This window comes from Umezawaea sp. (assembly GCF_057122925.1).
Genome location: NZ_DBNGPQ010000179.1, coordinates 84,627 through 104,312, shown reverse-complemented (window position 1 = coordinate 104,312; position 19,686 = coordinate 84,627). Strand labels below are relative to the sequence as shown.

Here is a 19,686-nt window from a genome sequence, read left to right as displayed (position 1 = left end):
GCGGGGGCGTCGGCCGTGACGGGCTCGACCGGGGTCGGGGCCTCGGTCGTGGCCGGTGGGGCGGTCTCGGCGGCCGTGGGGACCGGCACGGGCTCGGTGACCGGCTCGGGCACCGCCGCCGTGACCGGAGCGGCGGCCGCTGCCGCCGCCGCGGTGGGGGCCTTCTTGCGAGGAGCCCGCTTGGGCTTGGCGGCAGCGGGGACCGGTTCGGTCACCGGCTCGGAGGTGGCCGAGATCACCGGGGCGATCGGGGCCGCGGGGGCCGCCGTCGGGTCGACGGCGGCGTCCGGGGTCGGGTCGACGGCGGGCTTCACCGCGGTCTTCCTGGGCCTCGGGGCGCGTTTGACGGGGGTCTTGGCCGGGGCCGCGTCCGCCGCGGCCTCAGGGGCGGCGGCGTCGGTGCTCGCGGTCGCGGGCTTGGCGGGGGTCTTCCTGGGCCGGGGTGCGCGCTTCGCGGCGGGCTTGGCAGCGGGCGCCTCGTCCGGAGCGGGCGCGGGCGTGGCGGCGGCTTCCGATGCCGGTTGCGCGGTCTTCGGCGCGTCGTCGGCCTTGGGGTCGGGAGTCGACTCGTTGCTCATGATCACCTTTGCTGGAGGTCCCTTGGGTGTCCGGACCTAGCAGAACGTAGGCACCCGATTGCTGGTTTTGGAGAGTTTTACCAAACCGTCGCCGAGTGCGGGGCGTCGCCTCACGGCCACGACGAGCCACGGGACTGCCTGCGACTTGCGCGTTGTTGTGACAATGGCAGAACGCCAATCGACAGGAGCAGGCACCCGTGACCGACGGACCGTTGATCGTCCAGTCAGACAAGACCTTGCTGCTGGAGGTCGACCACCCGCTCGCTGACGAGGCTCGCACCTCCATCGCCCCGTTCGCGGAGTTGGAGCGCGCGCCCGAGCACGTGCACACCTACCGGGTCACCCCCCTCGCACTGTGGAACGCCCGCGCCGCCGGACACGACGCGGAGCAGGTCGTCGACGCGCTGGTGCGGTTCTCGCGCTACCCCGTGCCCCAACCGCTGCTCGTCGACGTGGTCGACACGATGAGCAGGTTCGGCAGGCTGCAACTCGCGAACAACCCGGTCCACGGCCTGGTGCTCAGCACGGTGGACCGAGCGGTCCTCGAAGAAGTGCTGCGGCACAAGAAGATAGCGCCGATGCTCGGGGAGCGCATCGACCAGGACACGATCGTCGTGCACCCGAGCGAGCGCGGGAGGCTGAAGCAGGCGCTGCTGAAGATCGGCTGGCCCGCGGAGGACCTGGCCGGTTACGTCGACGGCGAGGCGCACCCGATCGCGCTGGCCGAGGACGGCTGGAAGCTGCGCGACTACCAGCGGCTGGCCGCGCAGGCGTTCTGGGCCGGCGGCTCCGGCGTCGTCGTCCTGCCCTGCGGCGCGGGCAAGACGCTGGTCGGTGCCGCGGCGATGGCCGAGGCGCAGGCGACCACGCTGATCCTCGTGACGAACACCGTCGCGGGCAGGCAGTGGAAGCGCGAGCTGATCGCGCGCACGTCGTTGACCGAGGAGGAGATCGGCGAGTACTCGGGCGAGCGCAAGGAGATCCGCCCGGTCACCATCGCCACCTACCAGGTGGTCACCCGCAAGTCCAAGGGCGAGTACAAGCACCTGGAGCTGTTCGACTCGCGCGACTGGGGCCTCATCGTCTACGACGAGGTGCACCTGCTGCCCGCGCCCGTCTTCCGCATGACGGCGGACCTCCAGTCCCGGCGCCGCCTCGGTCTGACGGCGACGCTGGTGCGCGAGGACGGCCAGGAGGGCGACGTGTTCTCGCTCATCGGTCCGAAGCGGTACGACGTGCCGTGGCGCGACATCGAGGCGCAGGGCTGGATCGCGCCCGCGGAGTGCACCGAGGTGCGGGTCACGCTGACCGACAACGAGCGGCTCCTGTACGCGACGGCGGAACCGGAGGAGCGGTACAAGCTCTGCTCCACGGCCCACACGAAGATGCCCGTCGTCCAGGCGATCCTGGACAAGCACCCCGACGAGCCGACGCTCGTCATCGGCGCGTACCTGGACCAGCTCGACGACCTGGGCGCCGCGCTCGACGCGCCGATCATCCAGGGGTCCACGAAGAACAAGGAGCGCGAGGAGCTGTTCGACGCGTTCCGCAAGGGCGAGATCCGCGTCCTGGTCGTGTCGAAGGTCGCGAACTTCTCCATCGACCTGCCGGAGGCGTCGGTGGCCGTGCAGGTGTCGGGCACCTTCGGGTCGCGGCAGGAGGAGGCCCAGCGGCTCGGGAGGTTGTTGCGCCCCAAGGGTGACGGCCGCCAGGCGCACTTCTACTCGGTGGTCTCGCGGGACACCCTGGACACCGACTACGCCGCCCACCGCCAGCGCTTCCTCGCGGAGCAGGGCTACGCGTACAAGATCGTCGACGCCGACGACCTGCTGGGCCCGAAGCTGCCCGAGGTCGGCTGACGCGCCGCCGCCGTCCGGCCACCGGGCCGGCCGGCGGCGGGTTTGACAGGATGGGGTCGTGGACGTCTCCTCGATCCGGGTGTACGCGATCCCGATGCGCAACCGCTTCCGGGGCATCACCGTGCGCGAGGGCGTGCTGTTCGAGGGGCCCGCCGGGTGGGGCGAGTTCTGCCCGTTCCTCGACTACTCCGACGCCGAGTGCGTGCCGTGGCTGGAGTGCGCGGAGGAGGCGGCGGGCCTGCACTGGCCCGCGCCGCTGCGCACGTCGATCCCGGTCAACTGCACGGTTCCCGTCGTGTCCCCGGAGCGCGCGCACGAGATCGTGGCGGCGTCGGGCTGCACCACGGCGAAGGTGAAGGTGGCCGATCCGGGGGCGGTGCTGTCGTCCGACCTGGACCGGGTGGCCGCCGTCCGCGACGCGCTCGGTCCCGGCGGCAGGATCAGGGTCGACGCGAACGCGGCGTGGGACGTGGACGCGGCCGTGGCGGCGATCTCGGCGCTGGAGCGGGCCGCGGGCGGCCTGGAGTACGTCGAGCAGCCGTGCCGCACCATCGAGGAGCTGGCGCTGGTCCGCCGCCGGGTGGACGTGCCGATCGCCGCGGACGAGTCGATCCGCCGCGCCGAGGACCCGCTGAAGGTGGCCGTGGCGGGCGCGGCCGACATCGCCGTGATCAAGGTGGCGCCGCTGGGCGGCGTGCGGCGGGCGTTGAAGGTCGCCGAGGCGTCCGGCCTGCCGTGCGTCGTCTCCTCGGCCGTCGAGACCTCCGTCGGTCTGGCGGCCGGCCTGGCCCTGGCGGCGGCCCTGCCGTCCCTCGACCACGCGTGCGGCCTCGCGACCCTGTCGCTCATGGAGGGCGACGTCACCTCCAGCCCCCTGCGCCCGGTGGACGGCCACCTGCCGGTCCCGACGAGGGCCCCGCTGCCCGACGTCCACGAGCGCTGCGCCGCCGACGCCCCCACCACGGCCCGCTGGCTCGACCGCCTGGCCCGCGTCACCGCCCTGCGCTGACCCACCGCACCTCGCCGTCGACCACGACGTCGGACGCGACCAGCCCCACCCGCCGCGCCACCGCGGCGGACGCGCGGTGCTCCGGGTGCACGTGCGCCACCAGCCCTCGCACCCCGTGGGCCAGCAGCCACCGGGCCATCCCGACGGCCGCCTCGCCCGCGTACCCGCGACCCTGGTGCGCGGTCCCGACCACCCAGGCCACCTCGGCGACCCCGGCCTCCAGCGTCGCCTGCACCGTCCCCACGACCACGCCGTCGTGCCGCACGATCCAGTTGAACCACCCCCGCCCGATCCCCGCGACCTGCCGGGCGTACCTGTCCCGCAGCTGGTCCGGGGTCGGCGGCTCGCCGCCGGTGAACTCGTGCAGGCGCACGTCGTCCAGCAGGGCCGCCACCTCCTCGGCGTGCTCCACCCGCAGCGGCTCCAGCACGAGCCGCTGCGTGGTGATCGGTTCGGGCTGGAGGCTCATCGCGCCACCGCGGGGACCGATGGCCCTACCCCGCCAGGGAGGAGGCGCGGAGGTGGGTGAGCGGGAGGTCGCGGCGGGACGGTTCGGGGAACTCGACGTTCACCGAGACCTCGTCCCCGCCGATCTCGCGGGTGATCCACTGGCCGGTCTCGACCATCACCTTGAGCGTCTTGACGTGCAGGCCGTTGATCCTGTCGAGGTACCACTGGTCGTTCGGCAGGTGGCCCATGCGCGGAGCGAGGCGGTCCTTGACGTCGCGGACGCGGGTGAACAGCTCGTGGACCAGGGCCTGGCGGTCGAACGGGCCCTCCAGACCCGCTCGGACGCGGTCCTCGATGCCGCGCGGCACCCCGTTCTCGTCCGGCATGACCATCGTGGTCCACGCGCGGGACTTCTCGCGGTACTGGAGCTGCTGCATGGTGCCCTCGTGCGACGAGAAGTCGGACGAGCGGAAGTCGCGGCCCTGCCAGCGCCGCCGGAGGGTGGCGGCGAGCGACTGGGCGCTCTTGACGCCGGTGTTCAGGCCGCGGCCCGGCCAGAAGTGCAGCGAGTTCGCGGCGTCGCCGAGCAGGAAGCCCCAGGTGTTCGGGGCGAGCTGGGCGGTGAAGCGGGACTGCTGCCGCATCCCCAGCGTGAACGACGTCAGGCTGAGGAAGTCCGAGGGTGAGGCGCCGAAGAAGCGGATGCCGTCCTGGATGCGGGGCCACAGGAAGGACAGGGGGTCGATCGAGGGCTTGAACGTGGCCCGGTGGCGGTCGCAGACGAACCGGTCGCCCAGCGGGCGCATGGTGCACGAGTAGCGCTCGATGCACTCGACCGGGCCGTTCTCGCCGATCGCGACGATCTCGGAGGCCTCCTCGGCGGTGAGGCGCATGTTGATGAAGCCGCCGCCGAGGGAGTTGAAGAGGAAGCGGTTCTGGCTGACCGTCAGCGGGACCGTGTACTCGTCGGGCAGGTGGGAGCTGACCCGGATGCCGAGGACGGTCTCCTCCAGCGGGGTGCCGTTGATCGAGTAGAAGTCGCGGTCGGGCGTGCCGAAGTGGTCCTCGAGGCTCTCGCGGGTCTTGGACCTGGCGCCGTCGCAGATCGCCACGACGTGCGTGCCGTCCCACTTCTCGGGGACCTCGTAGGCCTCGGCGCGCAGCTCGACGCCGTACACGTCCTGCGCCACGTCCAGCAGGCAGTCCTCGATCCAGCGGATCTTGAGGTTGCGGGGACGGCCGCGCTCGGCCGGGGAGTCCGGGCCCAGCGGCCACATCTCGCCGAAGCGGCCCTCGGTGAACAGGCGCCTCTTCACCTTCTCCGGGAGGTTGGACCACACGTTGCTCTGGAGCGTCACGACCTGCTCGCGGCGGGTGTTGCCCTCCGCGCGCTCGCGCCACAGGACGCGGCCGTTGCGGGTGCGCCAGCGGGGGTCGTGGACGCGGATCACGACCTGGTCGCCCATCATCGCGCGCAGCGTGCACGCGAACGTGAGACCGACCGGGCCGCCGCCGACGACGTCCACGCGCAGCGGGCGGTCGGAGGACCGCCGGGGCAGCGGCATGACGGCGGCGAGGGCCCGCTCCGGCGTGGAGCCCACGACGGGCACACCGCCCGCGGTCGTGCTCCGCGACGGCAGGCGGAGCAGCGTCGTCCTGGCGGCGAAGAGGTTCGCGTCGTTCCCGGTCATGAGCGGCCGACCTCCGGTGCGTGGTTCCGGTGTGCAGCAGGGGCACGGACGCGCGGCCGTTCCGGTTCAACGGCGGGGGAACTACCTCCCGAGCCCCTTCAACGGCGGGGGAACTACCTGCCGAGCCCCGCGGCGGCGGCACCGAGGCGGCCGACGACCTCGTCGGTGCGCGCCAGGGCCTCCGCGCGGCGGGGTGACGGCGGGGCCGACGACAGGTCGACGACCCGGATCGGCGGTCCCAGCTCGACCAGGGTGGGGCGGTACCTCGCCTCGTCGACCCGCCAGCCCTGCGGCCCCTCGACGAACCGGAAGCGGGCGATCAGGCCCTCCTCCGTGGTGCCGCGGGGCTCCTCGTGCTTCGCGACCTCGTTGCCCATGCCGTACACGACCCACTTCTCGCCGATCCGCTCGATCGGCTGCACGGTGTGCACGTGCGTGCCGATGATCAGGTCGACCGCCGGGTCGGCCAGGATCGTCGTGGCCGCCGCGCGCTGCTCCGGCGTCGGGTCGGCCTCGTACTCGGCTCCCCAGTGCAGGCTGGCGACCACGACCTCGGCGCCCGCGGCCTTCGCGGCGCGGGCGGCGTCGACGACCCGCCGCGGGTCGAGCGTGTTCGCGATCCACGGCTCGGGGAGCGGGATCCCGTTGTAGCCGTAGGTGAAGGACACCTGGGCGACCTTCACGCCGTTCGCGTCCAGGATCAGCGGGGTCGCGGCCTCCTCGGGGCTGCGCGCCGACCCGGTGTGCTTGAGGCCGACCGAGTCCAGGACGTCCAGCGTGGTCCGCACGCCCGGCACGTCGCGGTCCAGCGTGTGGTTGGACGCGGTCGAGCAGCTGTCGTACCCGAGGTCCACCAGCGCCGCCGCGATCTCCGGGGGTGCGCTGAACGCCGGGTAGCCGAACGTCGGGGCTCCCGGCGCGGACAGCGGCGTTTCGAGGTGGCAGATCGACAGGTCGGCGGCCACGGCCTCGCGCATCCCCTCCAGCAGCGGCCGGAAGTCGGGGGTGCCGCCGCCGTCGGCCCTGGCCTGGTCGGTGAGCGCGGGGTGGATGAGGATGTCGCCGCCCGCGGCCAGCGTGAACGACCGCGGCGGCGGGGTGGGGGCAGGCCGTGCGGCGGAGGACCCGGTGGTCGGGGCGGGCGCCCGCACGGCCACCGGGTCGCCCCCGGTGGCCGTGCAGGCGGTGACCGCGGCCAGGACGGCGAGGGCGGCCACCGCCGCCGGTGCCCTCCCCGGCCGGTTCCTCAGCGGTGCCGCCGGAGCCGGGAGATCACCAGGACGAGCACGGCGAGCCCGAGCGCCAGCGGGAGGACCCGCTTGACCACGGGTACGCCCGCGGTGCCGATCAGGTCGATCGCCTCTGCTTCCTCGGCCTGGTCAGGAACGGCTCTGAGGTGCTGCTGGGTCACGGCGGGTCCCTCGGGGGCGTCGGTGGTGGGGGTGTCGTCCCCGCCAGCCTCCTCCGATCCGAGCCTACTCGCCAGGCAAGTCGCGAACTGGTCGATGATCTTGCCGCCGACCTCGGCGATCAGGCCCCTGCCGAACTGCGCGGGCCTGCCGGTGATGCTGAGGTCCGTCACGACGTGCGCCCGCGTGCCGCCATCGGCCTCGACCAGCGTCGCCGTGACCGCGGCCGCCGCCGTGCCGTTGCCCCGGACGTCCTTGCCGGACGCCTTGATCACGGCCGTGCGGGTCTCCTCGTCGGTCTCCAGGAATTCGCCCGATCCCTTGTACATCAGGGTGATCGGGCCCAGTTTCACCTTCACGGTGCCGGTGAACCGCGGCCCGTCGACCTCGGCCAGGGTGGCGCCGGGCATGCACGGCGCCACCCTCTCCGGGTCGAGGAGCGCGGCCCACACGGTCTCGACCGGGGCCGGGACCGCGAACTCGTGCTCCAGCCTCATGCGCCCACCGCGGTGGTGAGGGCCCGTCCGGTCAGCACCCGCGCGAGGTGCGAGCGGAACTCGGCGTCGGCGTTGCCGTCGGTCGTCGGGTTCGTGCCCTCCGCCGCGCGGGCGGCCGCCGCGGTGATCGACCCGGCGGTGGCGGGCTGCCCGACCAGGGCCTCCTCCACGCCGTGGGCGCGCACCGGGGTCGGCCCCATGTTGGTGAGCGCCACCCTGGCCTCGGCGATGGTCCCGTCGACCACCCGGACCGCCGCGGCCACGGCCACGATCGACCACGCCTGCGCGACCCGGTTGAACTTCTCGTAGTGCGCGCTCCAGCCGGTCAGCTTCGGCACGCGGATGTCGACGAGGACGTCGTTCGGCTCCAGCACGGTGGTGAAGTAGTCGACGAAGAACTCCGACGCCGGCACCTCCCGACGGCCGCCCGGCCCGACGATGACCATCGTCGCGTCCATCGCCAGCGCGGGGGCGGGCAGGTCGCCCGCCGGGTCCGCGTGCGCCAGCGCGCCGCCGAACGTGCCGCGGTGCCGCACCTGCGGGTCCGCGACCTCGTCGGTCGCCAGCGCGAGCAGCCGGGCGTGGTCGTGCACCAGGTGGTCGCGCTGGACCTCGTAGTGCGTGGTCATCGCCCCGATGAGCAGCGAGTCGCCGTCGTCGCGGACGCCGGTCAGCTCGCTCAGGTTGGACAGGTCCACGACCACGTTCGGCGCGGCCAACCTCATGCGCAGCACCGGGATCAGGCTCTGGCCGCCCGCCAGGACCTTGGCGTCCTCACCGGCCTCGGTGAGCGCCCTGACGGCCTCCTCCACGCTGGTCGGCGCCACGTACTCGAACTCCGCGGGGATCACTCCGCACCTCCCTGCGCGTCGATGGAGCCGAGGCCGCCCGCGGCGACCGGTGTCGTCGGCACTCCCCGTTCCCTGCCCCGGTGCACCGCTTTCCACACGCGCATCGGCGTGCACGGCATCTCGATGTCCTCGACGCCCAGGTGGCGCACGGCGTCGATCACCGCGTTCACCACGGCCGGGGTCGACGCGATCGTGCCCGCCTCACCGACCCCCTTGACCCCCAACGGGTTCGAGTCAGCGGGCGTCACGGTCCGGTCGGTGGTGAAGTGCGGCAGGTCGGCCGCCGTCGGCACCAGGTAGTCGGCCAGCGTCGCCGTCGTGAGGGTGCCCGACTCGTCGTGCACGGCCTCCTCGAACAGCGCCTGCGCGATGCCCTGCGCCAGCCCGCCGTGCACCTGGCCCTCGACGATCAGCGGGTTCACCACCTCGCCGATGTCGTCGACGCAGACGTACGAGCGGATCTTCACGGCACCGGTCTCGGTGTCGACCTCCGTCGCGCACAGGTGGGTGCCGTGCGGGAACGAGAAGTTCGTCGGGTCGAAGGTGGACTCGGCGTCCATCCCCGGCTCCATGCCGTCCGGCAGGTTGTGCGCCACGTGCGCCGCGAGCACGACGTCGGTCAGCGCGGTGCTGGTTCCCGTGCCCCGCACCGAGAACCGCCCGGACGAGAAGTCCACATCGGACTCCGAGCACTCCATCAGGTGCGCGGCCAGCGTGCGGGCCTTGGCGAGCACCTTGTCCGCCGCCAGCACGATCGCCGTGCCGCCGACGGCCAGCGACCGCGAGCCGTAGCTGTCCATGCCCTTGTGCGAGGACTGCGTGTCGCCGTGCAGCACCTCGACGTCCTCGAACGGCACGCCGAGCCGGTCGGCGACGATCTGGCTCCACGCCGTCTCGTGGCCCTGCCCGTGCGGCGAGGTGCCGGTGATCAGCTCGACCTTGCCGGTGGGCAGCATCCGGATCGCCGCGTGCTCCCAGCCGCCCGCGCCGTAGCGCAGCGAGCCGAGCACCCGCGACGGCGCGAGGCCGCACATCTCGGTGAACGTCGAGATGCCGATGCCGAGCTGCACCGGGTCACCGCTCTCGCGGCGGGCGGCCTGCTCGCGCCGCAGCTCGTCGTACCCGAACAGCTCCATCGCCCGGTCGGTCGCGGCCTCGTAGTTGCCCGAGTCGTAGGTGAGCCCGCAGACCGTGGTGAACGGGAACTCCTCGTGCTCGATCCAGTTCTTCCGACGCAGCTCCATCGGTTCCATGCCCAGTTCGACGGCAAGCTCGTCCATCATCCGCTCGATCGCGAACGTGGCCTCTGGCCTCCCGGCGCCGCGGTAGGCGTCCGTCGGGACCTTGTTGGTGAACACGTTGACGCAGGTGAACCGGTACGCCGGGAACTTGTAGATGGCGTTGAACATGAACGCGCCCAGGATCGGCACGCCCGGCGTGACCAGCCGCAGGTACGCGCCCATGTCGGCGAGCAGGTCGACCTTGAGGCCGGTGACCGTGCCGTCGCGGCGCGCGGTGATCGTCAGCTCCTGCACCTGGTCGCGGCCGTGGTGGGCGGACAGCATCGACTCGGTGCGCGACTCGGTCCACTTGACCGGCTTGCCGAGGCGGCGGGCGACGAGCAGGGTCAGCACCTCCTCGGGCGTGACCTGGAGCTTGCCGCCGAACCCGCCGCCGACGTCCGGGGCGATGACCCGCACCTTGTGCTCGGGGATGCCGAGCACGGCGGAGAGCATCCACCGCAGGATGTGCGGGACCTGGGTCGCCGACCACATGGTGATGGACCCGCCGCCGGGGTCGACCACGACCGACCGGGGTTCCATGAACGCGGGGATGAGCCGCTGCTGGCGGAACGTCCTGGTGACCACCACCTCCGCGTCGGCGATGGCCCGGTCGACGTCGGAGCCCGTCCCCGCCTCGGCGGAGTCGAACACCCACGTCGCGCTCTTGTTGGTGCCGAGGTCCGGGTGCACGAGGTCCGCGCCGTCGGCGAGGGCGGCCTTCATGTCCAGCACCACCGGCAGCTCGTCGTACTCGACGTCGATCGCGGCCAGCGCGTCGTGCGCCTCGTGGTCGCTGCGGGCGATGACGACGGCGACGCCCTCACCGGCGAAGTTGACCTCGCCCACGGCCAGCGACGGGGCAGGCGGGGCCAGCATGTCCTCGGTGATGGGCCACGCGCACGGCAGGCTGCCCTGCTCCTCGGCCACGTCGTCGCCGGTCAGCACCAGCAGCACACCGGGCATCGCCGCGGCGGCGCTGACGTCGATGCTGGTGATCTTCGCGTGGGCCATGGGGCTGCGGAGCACGGCCATGTGCAGCATCCCGGCCATCTGGATGTTGTCGGTCCAGCGGGTGTCGCCGGTGATCAGCCGCGCGTCCTCCTTGCGCAGCCTGGCCCTCCCGATCTCCGGTTCGGCGGTCGCGGTCATTCCCCGCCTCCGGCGTGCGACGGCGACCGGGTCTCCTCGGTGACCTGCTCGGCCTCCGGGCCCGCGCCCGGACGCATGTGGTGGGCCGCGTCCCGCACGGCCTTCACGATGTTCTGGTAGCCGGTGCACCGGCAGAGGTTGCCCTCCAGCCCCTTGCGGACCGCCTCCTCGTCCGGGTCGGGGTGGTCCGCGAGCAGGTCGAGCGACTGCATGATCATGCCGGGCGTGCAGAACCCGCACTGGAGCGCGTGGTTCTCGTGGAACGCCCGCTGCACGGGGTGCAGCCGCCCGTCCCGCGCCAGGCCCTCGATGGTGGTGACCTCGCGGCCGTTCGCCTGCACCGCGAGCACGGAGCACGACTTCACGCTGTGGCCGTCGAGGTGGACGGTGCAGGCGCCGCAGTTGCTCGTGTCGCAGCCGACGACGGTTCCGGTTTTGCCCAGTCGTTCTCGGAGGTGGTGGACCAGCAGCGTTCGCGGCTCCACCTCGTCGGTGTAGCTCACGCCGTCGACGTTGACGGTGATGCGCATGAAACCCTCCAGGTCAGTGGTGGGTGACCGTTGTCACATCACCCTAACGCCGCTACCTGTGGATCGCGCCGTCGAGAATCGTCAACCTCTCCCCCCGGCCGCCCCACCGCAGCGCGATGATCTCGGCCGCGATCGACACCGCGGTCTCCTCCGGCGTGCGCGCGCCCAGGTCGAGCCCGATCGGCGACGCCATCCCGGCCAGCTCGCCCTCGGTCATGCCCGCCTCCCGCAGCCGCCGCACCCGGTCGTCGTGGGTGCGCCGCGACCCCATCGCTCCGACGTAGGCGAGCTTCAGCCTCAGCGCGACCTCCAGCAGCGGCACGTCGAACTTCGGGTCGTGCGTCAGCACCGCGACCACGGTCCGCTCGTCCACCCGCCCGGCCTCGGCCTGCGCCACGAGGTACCGGTGGGGCCAGTCCACGACGACCTCGTCGGCCTCCGGGAACCGGCTCGCGGTCGCGAACACCGGCCGCGCGTCGCACACCGTGACCCGGTAGCCGAGGAACGAGCCGAGCCTGGCCATCGCGGAGGCGAAGTCGATCGCGCCGAACACCAGCATCCGCGGCGGCGGCTCGAACGAGTTCACGAACACCGTCATGCCCTCGCCGCGCCGCTGGCCGTCCGGCCCGTAGTGCAGCGACCCGCTGCGGCCGGTCGCCAGCATCCCCCGCGCGTCGTCCACGACCGCGTCCGTCGCGCGCGACGACCCGAGCGTGCCGGACACGCGGTCCGGCCAGATCACCACGCGACGGCCCAGCCGGTCGGCGTCGGGGTGCTCGATGACCGTCGCGATGGCCACCGGCACCTCGGCGCGCACGGCCTCGTGGATCTCCGCCAGCTCCGGGAACGTCTCGGCGCTGATCGGCTCCACGTACACGTCGATGATCCCGCCGCAGGTCAGACCCACCGCGAACGCGTCGTCGTCGCTCACGCCGTAGCGCTGGAGCACCGGCAGGTCCTCGGCGACGACCTGCTGGGCGAGGTCGTACACCGCCCCTTCGACGCAGCCGCCGGACACGCTGCCGGTGACCTCGCCGTCCGGGCCGACCAGCATCGCCGCACCCGGCGACCGCGGCGCGGAGCTGAAGGTGGCGACGACCGTGCCGACCCCCACGGTCTCCCCGTCGGCCACGCGGCGGGCCAGTTCGTCGAGCACATCACGCACGGTTGATCTCCTTGAGCAGGTGGCGCAGGGCGTCGAGGCTGTGGCCCGCCAGCAGGCGGTCCACGTGCGGCAGGGCCGCGATGATGCCGGACTGGGTCGGGGCGTACCCGGCCTTGCCGGCGTGCGGGTTGACCCAGACGACCGCGTGCGCGAGCCGCCGCAGCCGTGCGAGCTGCTCGCCCAGCAGGGCCGGGTCACCGCGTTCCCAGCCGTCGGAGAAGAGCACGACGACGGCGCGCCTCGCGACGCCGCGCTGCCCCCAGCGGTCCAGGAAGACCTTGAGCACCTCGCCGAGCCGGGTGCCGCCCTCGTAGTCGGGGACGGCGCGGGTCGCGCTGGTGAGCGCCACCTCGGCGTCGCGGTGCCCGAGCTGACGGCTGATCCTGGTCAGCCGGGTGCCGAGCGTGCACACCTCGGTCGGCATCGCCCGCGCGACGACGTGCGCGAACCGCAGCAGCGCGTCGGCGTACGGCGACATCGACCCGGACACGTCGACCAGGAGCACGACCCGGCGCGGCCGGGTCCCCTTGCGCCGGTGCTTCGGCCTCACCGGTTCCCCGCCGGACGCGAGCATCGCCCGCAGCGTCCGGCTCGGGTCGAGCCGACCGGTTCGGGCCCTCTTGGCCCGCACCGCCCGTCGTCGCGGCGGCACGGGCTTGAGGGTCGCGATCAGCTCACGCAGGTGCGCCTTCTCCGCGGGCGTGAGGCCCGCGATGTCCTTGTGCCGCAGGACTTCGGCGTCACTGGCGGCGGTCGCGAGCCTGCCACCCCTGCCGTCCTGCTCCGCACCGCCGCTGAGCGAGGCCAACTGGGTCGCCCGCGGCTTCCGCCGCTGGGCCCGGCGAGGCGGCTCGCCACCGAACCACGCGCCGAACGCCGCGTCGTACCGCGGCAGGTCGTCGGGCTCCCCGCACAACGTCAACCGCCCGGCCCAGTACAGGTCGTCCCGGCTACCGGGGTCCAGGTGCTCGACCGCCGCCACGTACGCCCGCACGCGCTCCGGGCCGCAGGCCACGCCCGCTTGCCGCAACGCACGGGCGAACCCGACGTACCCGGTGAGCACCGTCATCCTTCGATTGTGCGCCTCCGGCGGTCGGAGGATCATCCGAAGAATCTCAACTGGCCGGTCAGCCGAGGGCGGCCCGCACCGTCGCGACCTCGATCACCAGCGTGCGCGGGTTGTCCCTCACCGGCTGGAAGTCGTACCTCCGGTCGAACTTCGCGACCGTGTCGTCGATCGCGTCGACGACGATCAGCCCGCCGGACGCGACTTCGGCCGCTTGGACCAGCCTGGTCAGGGCGTCGCGGGGCAGGTCTCCACCGACGCCCTGGCCGTGCAGGTCCTGAGTGCGTCGAACTGCTCGGCGGGCATCACGGTGGCTTCCGCGCGCGCCAGGACGCCGTCCGCCGCGGCGGTGGCCGCGTGCACGACGAACGTGCTGACGGACTCGCCGGACAGCTTGGCCGCCCGCTCGATGCGGGCCTTGACCTCCGGGTCGAGCCTGAAGTCGAGGCGTGCTTCCTCGGTCGACGTGCCACCCCCGCTCATCACCACCACGGACACATCGCCCGTCGCACGGTGTTCGTACGGAGCGGATCAGCCCAGCACCCCCGACGCCACCGCGCGGGTCGCGTCCTCGCGGTACTTGAGCACCGCGCCGAGCGTCACGGCGGCCGTCTCGGCGTCCAGTTCGGTCCGGCCCAGCGCCTGCAACGCCCGTGCCCAGTCCAGCGACTCGGCGACCCCCGGCGGCTTGAGCAGGTCCAGCTCGCGCAGCTTCCCGACGGCCGCGGCGACCTGTTCGGCCAGCCGCTCGGACACCCCCGGCAGGCGGCGCCGGATGATCGCCACCTCGCGGGCCAGGTCGGGGTGTTCGACCCAGTGGTAGAGGCAGCGGCGCTTGAGCGCGTCGTGGACCTCGCGGGTGCGGTTGGACGTGAGGACGACGAGCGGCGGCACGAGGGCGCGGATCTCGCCCAGCTCGGGGATGGTGACGGCGCTGGTGTCGAGCACCTCCAGCAGGAAGGCCTCGAACTCGTCGTCGGCGCGGTCGACCTCGTCGACCAGCAGCACGCACGGAGCCTCCTCCAACGCCCGCAGCAGGGGCCTGGCCAGCAGGAACCGGCGGGTGTACAGCGAGGCCTCGGCGGCGTCGGGGTCGAGGGCGCCGTCGGACGCCGCCTCCAGCGCGCGCAGGTGGAGCAGCTGCCGGGGGAAGTCCCAGTCGTAGAGCGCCTGCGACGCGTCGATGCCCTCGTGGCACTGGAGCCTGATCAGCGGCAGCGACAGGGCCTGGGCGAGCGCGAGGGCCAACGACGTCTTCCCGGTGCCCGGCTCGCCCTCGCAGAACAGCGGCCGGTGCATCCGCAGCGCGAGGAACGCGGCCGTCGCCACCCCCGCGTCCGGCAGGTAGCCGACGCGGTCCAGGTCGGCGGCGAGCTCCTCGGGCGTCATCGCCTGAGGGTAAGGCCGGGGGTCGGGATCCGGGGGACGTCAGGGTCCGCCCCCGATGTTTCCGCAGCTCCGGGGCGGCATCGTGGTTCCCATGACGAACAACGTGCTCAACGGGACCACCGACCGGGTCAAGAAGCTCCGCCGCAGCCGCGGCGACAGGATGCTCGGCGGGGTGTGCGGCGGCGCGGCGAAGGCGCTCGGCGTCGACGCGGCCCTGCTGCGCATCGGCCTCGTCGCCGCCACCCTCCTCGGCTTCGGCACCGGGGCCGTCCTCTACGTCGCCTGCTGGGTGCTCATCCCGGAGGAGACCAGTACCCCCGACCTCTACCAGCCGCAGGACACCCCGCAGACCTTCTGATCACCGTGGGAAGCCAGGGACGCCCGGCATCGTCTGCCACGGGTGGGGACCGGACAGGGGCCGGTACTCCACCCCCAGCGCGTCCAGCCGGGGCAGGTGGTGGGTGGCGAGCCGGTCGAGGAACTCCGCCTCGTCGCGCTCGCCCCCGCTCCACACGACCTCGGCGAACGCGGCCAGCCTCGGGAAGGCCGCGTAGTCCAGCCGCCGGGACGAGTCCAGGTGCTCGGTCCACAGGTTCGCCTGCGCGCCCAGGACCCGGCCGGGCTCCTCGCCGGTGAGCACCGACGGCACCGGCTCGTACCGGTACACGTCCTCCAGCGACAGCACCGTGCCGACCGGGATCGGCTCGTCCGGCGAGTCGGACTGCCGGTAGTCCAGGTACACGTGCCGCTCGGGGCACATCACCACGTCGTGGCCACCGCGCACCGCGGCCACGCCCGCGTCCTCGCCGCGCCACGACGCCAGCACCGCGCCGTCCGGCAGCGGCCCGACCTCGGCGATCTCGTCCCAGCCGAACGCGCGCCGCCCGTGCGTCGCCAGGTGCTCGGCGATGGCCCGGATGAACCCGCCGTGCGCCCGCGTCGCGCCCGGCACCTCGTCGCCGCCCAGCCCGATCACCTCGCTGGGGAAGACGTCCACCAGCTCGTCGAACACCCCCCGGTAGAAGTCCGCGGTGGACTCCTCCAGGTTCAGCACGTTCTCGTTGATCCCCCAGTCCGTCCACACGCCAGGCACCGGGCCGACGCCCAGCTCCGGGTACGCCGCGACGGCCGCCTGGCTGTGACCGGGCACGTCGACCTCCGGCACCACGGTCACGTGCCGCTCCGCCGCGTACGCCACGACCTCGCGCAGGTCGTCCTGGGTGTAGAAGCCGCCGTGCGGCCTGCCCGTCGACAGCTTCGCCCGCCGGTCGCCGTAGCGCGACTCCGGCCGCCACGACCCCACCTCGGTCAGCCTCGGGTACCGCTTCACCTCGAAGCGCCAGCCCTGGTCGTCGGTCAGGTGCAGGTGCAGCACGTTCAGCTTGTGCGCCGCGATCAGGTCCACGTACCGCAGCAGGTCGTGCTTCGGCAGGAAGTGCCGGGCCACGTCGATCATGCAGCCGCGCCACGGGAACCGGGGCCGGTCCTCCACCACGCACACCGGCAGCACCGGCGGGTCGTCGTGGATCCGGGCGGCCCGGAACGCCTCCGGCCCGAGGAGCTGGCGGAGGGTCTGCGACGCGTAGAACGCGCCTGCCGCGTCCGCCGCCTCGACCGCGACGCCCTCGGTGGTGATCGCGATCCGGTAGGACTCCGGTGGCCCGTCGACGAACGACACCACGGGCACGACGCGCTGGGTGGTGCCGGTGCCGGGCGTGACCCGGACCGGGCGAGGCAGGAGCGTCACCCCTTCACCGCCCCGGCGAGACCGGACACGAGCCTGCGCTGCACCAGCACGAAGAACACCAGCACCGGAATGGTCATCAGCGTCGAACCGGCCATGATCGCTCCCCAGTCGTTCTGGTCGGGTTTGATGAACACCTGGAGCGCCAGCGGCAGCGTCTGGTTCTCCGCGGCCGAGATGATGAACGTCTTGGCGAACAGGAAGTCGTTCCAGGCGTGGATGAACGCGAGCACGCTCGTCGCCACCAGACCGGGCGCCACCAGCGGGAACAGCACCTGCCACAGGAACCGGAACCGGCTGGCGCCGTCCAGCGTCGCGGCCTCCTCCAGCTCCACCGGCACGGCGGCGACGAACCCGCGCAGCATCCAGATGGCGAACGGCATGCTGAACGCGAGGTGCACCAGCACCAGCGACCCGAGGTGGTTCAACCCGAACGCGGGCACCGTGTCGCCGAGCGAGCGCATCATGAAGAACAGCGGCACGGTCAGCGCCTCCACCGGCACCATCTGCACCACCAGCAGCATGACCAGCATCGTCGTGCGGCCCCGGAACCGGAAGCGCGTCAGCGCCGTCGCGGCGAGGAACGACATCAGCAGGCTCAGCACCACCACGACCAGCGCGACGACCAGGCTGTTCACGAAGTACCGGCCGAAGCTCTGCACGGTCAGCGCGCGGGTGAAGTTATCCAGCGTGGGAGCGAGGGTCCACGGCCGGGGGTCGGCCGAGATGACCTCGTCGGCGGGCTTCAGCGCGGTGAGGACCATCCAGTACAGCGGGAACGCGACCACCGCGGCGATGACGACGGTGGCGAGTTCGGCGACCAGGCGGCCGGGGTGTTTCACAGCTCTTCTCCCGACTTCCGCAGCGCCCGCAGGTAGCCGATGGTGATCAGCAGGAGCAGGGCGGTCATGACGACGCCGATGGTGGCGCCGAGGCCGTACTCGGACGCGGCGAACGCCTGCTGGTAGGCGTAGACGTTGAGCACGAGGTTGCGGCCCGCGATGCCGCCGCCCCCGGTCATCACGTAGATCTGGGTGAACACCTTGAAGTCCCAGATGATCGACTGGATCGTGACGACGAGGATCAGCGGGCGCAGCAGGGGCAGCATGACGCTGCGCGCGGTGCGGGCGGTGGACGCGCCGTCGAGCGCCGCGGCCTCGATGACCTCCTGCGGGATGGCCTTGATGCCCGCGTAGAGGGTCACCATGACGAACGGGAACGAGCACCAGACCACCTGGGCGGCGACGAGGCCGAAGGCGATCCAGCGGTCGAACGTCCACGAGAAGCCGGTGCTGCCCAGCACCTCGTTGACCAGGCCGAAGTTGGCGTCGAACAGGAACAGCCAGATCGTCGAGCCCGCGACGGCCGGGGTCGCCCAGGCGCCGAGCGCGGCGAGGAACAGCAGCATCCTGGCCCACGGCCGGACCCTGGTGGCCAGGACGGCGAGCGCCGCCCCGACCACCAGGGTGCCGATGACGCAGGTCGCGGCGAAGCCGACGGTCTGCCACAGCACGGTCCAGAACTGCTGGTCCCCCAGCAGCCTCGTGTAGTTGCCGAGCCCGAGGAACTCCAGCGGCGCGCCGCCGCTGACCTGCTCCTGGCCGTAGTCGAACAGCGAGATGAGCACCAGCTGGTAGATCGGGTAGGCCATCAGGCCGCCGAGGACCAGCAGTGCCGGGGTGAGGTAGGCGAACGCGGTCCGCCCGTCACCCCTGGCCATGCGCTGCGTCACGAGGTGAAGGCCGCGTTCATGGACTCGGCGGCCGTCTTGGTGGCGGTGTCGACGTCCTGGCCCTCGGCCGCGATCTGCTGGAGCATCGTCGGCAGGACGGCCTGCGCGTCGATCTTGGCCCACGTCGGCGTGACCGGCACGAACCTGGTGCCCGCTTCGAGGGTCTTGATGAACGGCTGCTCGAAGGCGTCGTTCTTCGCGACCTCGGCCTGCACGTCGGCGAACGTGGGCAGGTTGCCCATGGCCTGGAACATCTTCTGCTGGTACTGCTTGCCGCCGAGGAGCTGGAGGAACTTGGTCGCGAGGGTCCTGCGCTCGGTGCCCTTCATGACGCCGAGCAGGTTGCCGCCCGCGAACGCGGGGGCGATGGAGCCCTCGGTGGTGCCGGGCAGCGGGACGACCGCGTACTTGCCCGCGGCGGTGCTGGCGTCGACGGACTTGCGGTTGAAGTCACCGCCGATGACCATCGCGGCCTTGCCTGCCCGGAACGCCTCGACGCTCGCGTCGCCGCCGTTGGCCGCGCACTGCGACGGCGGGCAGATGTCGTCGGCGAGCAGCTCGGTGTACTTGGCGACGCCCTTCTTCGCCTCGGCGCTGTCGATCTTCGCCGTGTACTTGGCGCCGTTCACGGTGGCGATGTCGCCCCCGTTGGCCCAGACGAAGGGCAGCATCCCGAACGTGTACTTGCCGCCCGCGGAGATGCCGAGCATGTCGGGCTTGGCGGCGCGGATCCTGCGGGCCAGGGGCGCGATCTCGTCGAGGGTCTTCGGCGGCTGGATCCCCAGCTCGGTGAACACGTCCGTGCGGTAGTAGAGGGCGCGGACGCCGACGTACCAGGGCAGCCCGTAGGTCTTGCCCTCGACCTTGGCGGTGTCGAGGACGGCGGGCAGGAAGTCCTTGCCGTCAGCCCAGGCCGACATCTCAGCGCTGATGTCGGCGAACCCGCCGGAGGCGACGTAGCCCGCGAGGTCGGTGTTGCCGAACTCGGCGACGTCCGGCGCGCTCTTCGGGTCGCTGAAGGCGGCCTTGAAGCGCTCGGCGCGGGTGGACACCTGGATGTACTGCACGTCCACGGTGACGCCGGAGTTGGCGGCCTGGAACTCGCTGACCGCCTGCTTCACGACCTCCTCCTTGGGGCCGCGGTTCACCTCGTCGAACAGCCACACCCGGAGCTGGCCGGTCTGCTGGTCACCGCTCTGGGTGGTCGGTCCCGACGACGTCACCGGCGCGCACCCGGCCAGCACCACGGAACACGCCGCAGCCAACAACACGAACCGCATCTCA

General features: G+C 72.4%; 18 protein-coding genes and 1 pseudogene. 3 read left to right on the top strand and 16 right to left on the bottom strand.

Translation table 11 applies throughout. The features are described from left to right. A pseudogene (locus AC156L_RS40375) lies at positions 1 to 578 on the bottom strand (hypothetical protein); the annotation flags it as partial. A gap of 197 nt (positions 579 to 775) precedes the next feature. Here AC156L_RS40375 and AC156L_RS40370 point away from each other — a divergent pair. Then, positions 776 to 2,437, top strand: a complete 1,662-nt coding sequence (locus tag AC156L_RS40370; RefSeq protein ID WP_330878193.1) for a DNA repair helicase XPB — start codon at positions 776 to 778, stop codon at positions 2,435 to 2,437. Between the two features lie 73 nt (positions 2,438 to 2,510). Then, on the top strand, positions 2,511 to 3,446 hold the full coding sequence (locus AC156L_RS40365; RefSeq protein ID WP_330878250.1) for an o-succinylbenzoate synthase: 936 nt from the start codon (positions 2,511 to 2,513) through the stop codon (positions 3,444 to 3,446). Here AC156L_RS40365 and AC156L_RS40360 read toward each other — a convergent pair. The 11 genes from AC156L_RS40360 to AC156L_RS40310 all read right to left on the bottom strand — a co-directional run bounded on the left by AC156L_RS40360 (position 3,430) and on the right by AC156L_RS40310 (position 14,926). After that, entirely contained in the window at positions 3,430 to 3,915 is a 486-nt protein-coding gene (locus tag AC156L_RS40360) for a GNAT family N-acetyltransferase (protein ID WP_330878194.1), read from the bottom strand. The two genes, AC156L_RS40365 and AC156L_RS40360, sit on opposite strands and share 17 nt — an antisense overlap. A 25-nt stretch (positions 3,916 to 3,940) precedes the next feature. Further along, complete coding sequence (locus tag AC156L_RS40355) at positions 3,941 to 5,587, bottom strand: hypothetical protein (RefSeq protein ID WP_484407793.1); 1,647 nt, start codon at positions 5,585 to 5,587, stop codon at positions 3,941 to 3,943. Positions 5,588 to 5,700: 113 nt separating this feature from the next. Beyond that, positions 5,701 to 6,804 carry a CapA family protein gene (locus tag AC156L_RS40350; protein WP_330878196.1) on the bottom strand — a complete coding sequence of 368 codons (1,104 nt, stop codon included), beginning with the start codon at positions 6,802 to 6,804 and terminating at the stop codon, positions 5,701 to 5,703. Positions 6,805 to 6,833: 29 nt separating this feature from the next. Then, the gene (locus tag AC156L_RS40345) at positions 6,834 to 7,493 is read right to left on the bottom strand and encodes an SRPBCC family protein (protein WP_484407791.1); all 660 of its coding nucleotides are present in this window, start codon (positions 7,491 to 7,493) and stop codon (positions 6,834 to 6,836) included. Next, complete coding sequence (locus AC156L_RS40340; RefSeq protein WP_330878198.1) at positions 7,490 to 8,344, bottom strand: FAD binding domain-containing protein; 855 nt, start codon at positions 8,342 to 8,344, stop codon at positions 7,490 to 7,492. The genes AC156L_RS40345 and AC156L_RS40340 overlap by 4 nt, the downstream gene beginning before the upstream one ends. Then, entirely contained in the window at positions 8,341 to 10,776 is a 2,436-nt protein-coding gene (locus tag AC156L_RS40335) for a xanthine dehydrogenase family protein molybdopterin-binding subunit (protein ID WP_330878199.1), read from the bottom strand. The genes AC156L_RS40340 and AC156L_RS40335 overlap by 4 nt, the downstream gene beginning before the upstream one ends. Beyond that, on the bottom strand, positions 10,773 to 11,306 hold the full coding sequence (locus AC156L_RS40330; protein WP_330878200.1) for a (2Fe-2S)-binding protein: 534 nt from the start codon (positions 11,304 to 11,306) through the stop codon (positions 10,773 to 10,775). The genes AC156L_RS40335 and AC156L_RS40330 overlap by 4 nt, the downstream gene beginning before the upstream one ends. Before the next feature lie 52 nt (positions 11,307 to 11,358). Beyond that, a complete protein-coding gene (locus AC156L_RS40325) occupies positions 11,359 to 12,471 on the bottom strand; it encodes an XdhC family protein (protein WP_330878201.1) in 1,113 nt (370 codons plus the stop codon). Further along, positions 12,464 to 13,540, bottom strand: coding sequence for a vWA domain-containing protein (locus tag AC156L_RS40320; protein WP_330878202.1), 1,077 nt, complete (start codon positions 13,538 to 13,540; stop codon positions 12,464 to 12,466). Before AC156L_RS40320 ends, AC156L_RS40325 begins: the two co-directional genes overlap by 8 nt. 225 nt (positions 13,541 to 13,765) lie before the next feature. After that, positions 13,766 to 14,020, bottom strand: coding sequence for a type II toxin-antitoxin system TacA family antitoxin (locus tag AC156L_RS40315; RefSeq protein ID WP_330878203.1), 255 nt, complete (start codon positions 14,018 to 14,020; stop codon positions 13,766 to 13,768). 48 nt (positions 14,021 to 14,068) lie between these two features. Continuing rightward, positions 14,069 to 14,926, bottom strand: coding sequence for an AAA family ATPase (locus AC156L_RS40310; RefSeq protein ID WP_330878204.1), 858 nt, complete (start codon positions 14,924 to 14,926; stop codon positions 14,069 to 14,071). 91 nt (positions 14,927 to 15,017) lie between these two features. Between AC156L_RS40310 and AC156L_RS40305 the strand changes: the two genes are divergently transcribed. Then, positions 15,018 to 15,284, top strand: a complete 267-nt coding sequence (locus tag AC156L_RS40305) for a PspC domain-containing protein (RefSeq protein ID WP_330878205.1) — start codon at positions 15,018 to 15,020, stop codon at positions 15,282 to 15,284. On the opposite strand, the gene AC156L_RS40300 is transcribed toward AC156L_RS40305, so the two are convergent. The 4 genes from AC156L_RS40300 to AC156L_RS40285 are packed head-to-tail and all read right to left on the bottom strand — an operon-like array spanning position 15,285 to position 19,682. After that, the gene (locus tag AC156L_RS40300; protein ID WP_330878206.1) at positions 15,285 to 16,673 is read right to left on the bottom strand and encodes a beta-N-acetylhexosaminidase; all 1,389 of its coding nucleotides are present in this window, start codon (positions 16,671 to 16,673) and stop codon (positions 15,285 to 15,287) included. Continuing rightward, complete coding sequence (locus tag AC156L_RS40295; protein WP_330878207.1) at positions 16,670 to 17,512, bottom strand: carbohydrate ABC transporter permease; 843 nt, start codon at positions 17,510 to 17,512, stop codon at positions 16,670 to 16,672. Before AC156L_RS40295 ends, AC156L_RS40300 begins: the two co-directional genes overlap by 4 nt. Further along, positions 17,509 to 18,390, bottom strand: coding sequence for a carbohydrate ABC transporter permease (locus AC156L_RS40290; RefSeq protein ID WP_330878251.1), 882 nt, complete (start codon positions 18,388 to 18,390; stop codon positions 17,509 to 17,511). Before AC156L_RS40290 ends, AC156L_RS40295 begins: the two co-directional genes overlap by 4 nt. An 8-nt stretch (positions 18,391 to 18,398) precedes the next feature. Continuing rightward, on the bottom strand, positions 18,399 to 19,682 hold the full coding sequence (locus tag AC156L_RS40285) for an extracellular solute-binding protein (protein WP_330878208.1): 1,284 nt from the start codon (positions 19,680 to 19,682) through the stop codon (positions 18,399 to 18,401). Positions 19,683 to 19,686: the final 4 nt, after the last annotated feature.

Excerpts from the sequence above, each read along its gene's own strand:
- AC156L_RS40290 (WP_330878251.1), bottom strand. The coding sequence starts at position 18,390 with ATGGCCAGGGGTGACGGGCGGACCGCGTTCGCCTACCTCACCCCGGCA.
- AC156L_RS40315 (WP_330878203.1), bottom strand. The coding sequence starts at position 14,020 with ATGAGCGGGGGTGGCACGTCGACCGAGGAAGCACGCCTCGACTTCAGG.
- AC156L_RS40330 (WP_330878200.1), bottom strand. The coding sequence starts at position 11,306 with ATGCGCATCACCGTCAACGTCGACGGCGTGAGCTACACCGACGAGGTG.
- AC156L_RS40335 (WP_330878199.1), bottom strand. The coding sequence starts at position 10,776 with ATGACCGCGACCGCCGAACCGGAGATCGGGAGGGCCAGGCTGCGCAAG.
- AC156L_RS40355 (WP_484407793.1), bottom strand. The coding sequence starts at position 5,587 with ATGACCGGGAACGACGCGAACCTCTTCGCCGCCAGGACGACGCTGCTC.
- AC156L_RS40345 (WP_484407791.1), bottom strand. The coding sequence starts at position 7,493 with ATGAGGCTGGAGCACGAGTTCGCGGTCCCGGCCCCGGTCGAGACCGTG.
- AC156L_RS40285 (WP_330878208.1), bottom strand. The coding sequence starts at position 19,682 with ATGCGGTTCGTGTTGTTGGCTGCGGCGTGTTCCGTGGTGCTGGCCGGG.
- AC156L_RS40310 (WP_330878204.1), bottom strand. The coding sequence starts at position 14,926 with ATGACGCCCGAGGAGCTCGCCGCCGACCTGGACCGCGTCGGCTACCTG.
- AC156L_RS40305 (WP_330878205.1), top strand. The coding sequence starts at position 15,018 with ATGACGAACAACGTGCTCAACGGGACCACCGACCGGGTCAAGAAGCTC.
- AC156L_RS40360 (WP_330878194.1), bottom strand. The coding sequence starts at position 3,915 with ATGAGCCTCCAGCCCGAACCGATCACCACGCAGCGGCTCGTGCTGGAG.
- AC156L_RS40320 (WP_330878202.1), bottom strand. The coding sequence starts at position 13,540 with ATGACGGTGCTCACCGGGTACGTCGGGTTCGCCCGTGCGTTGCGGCAA.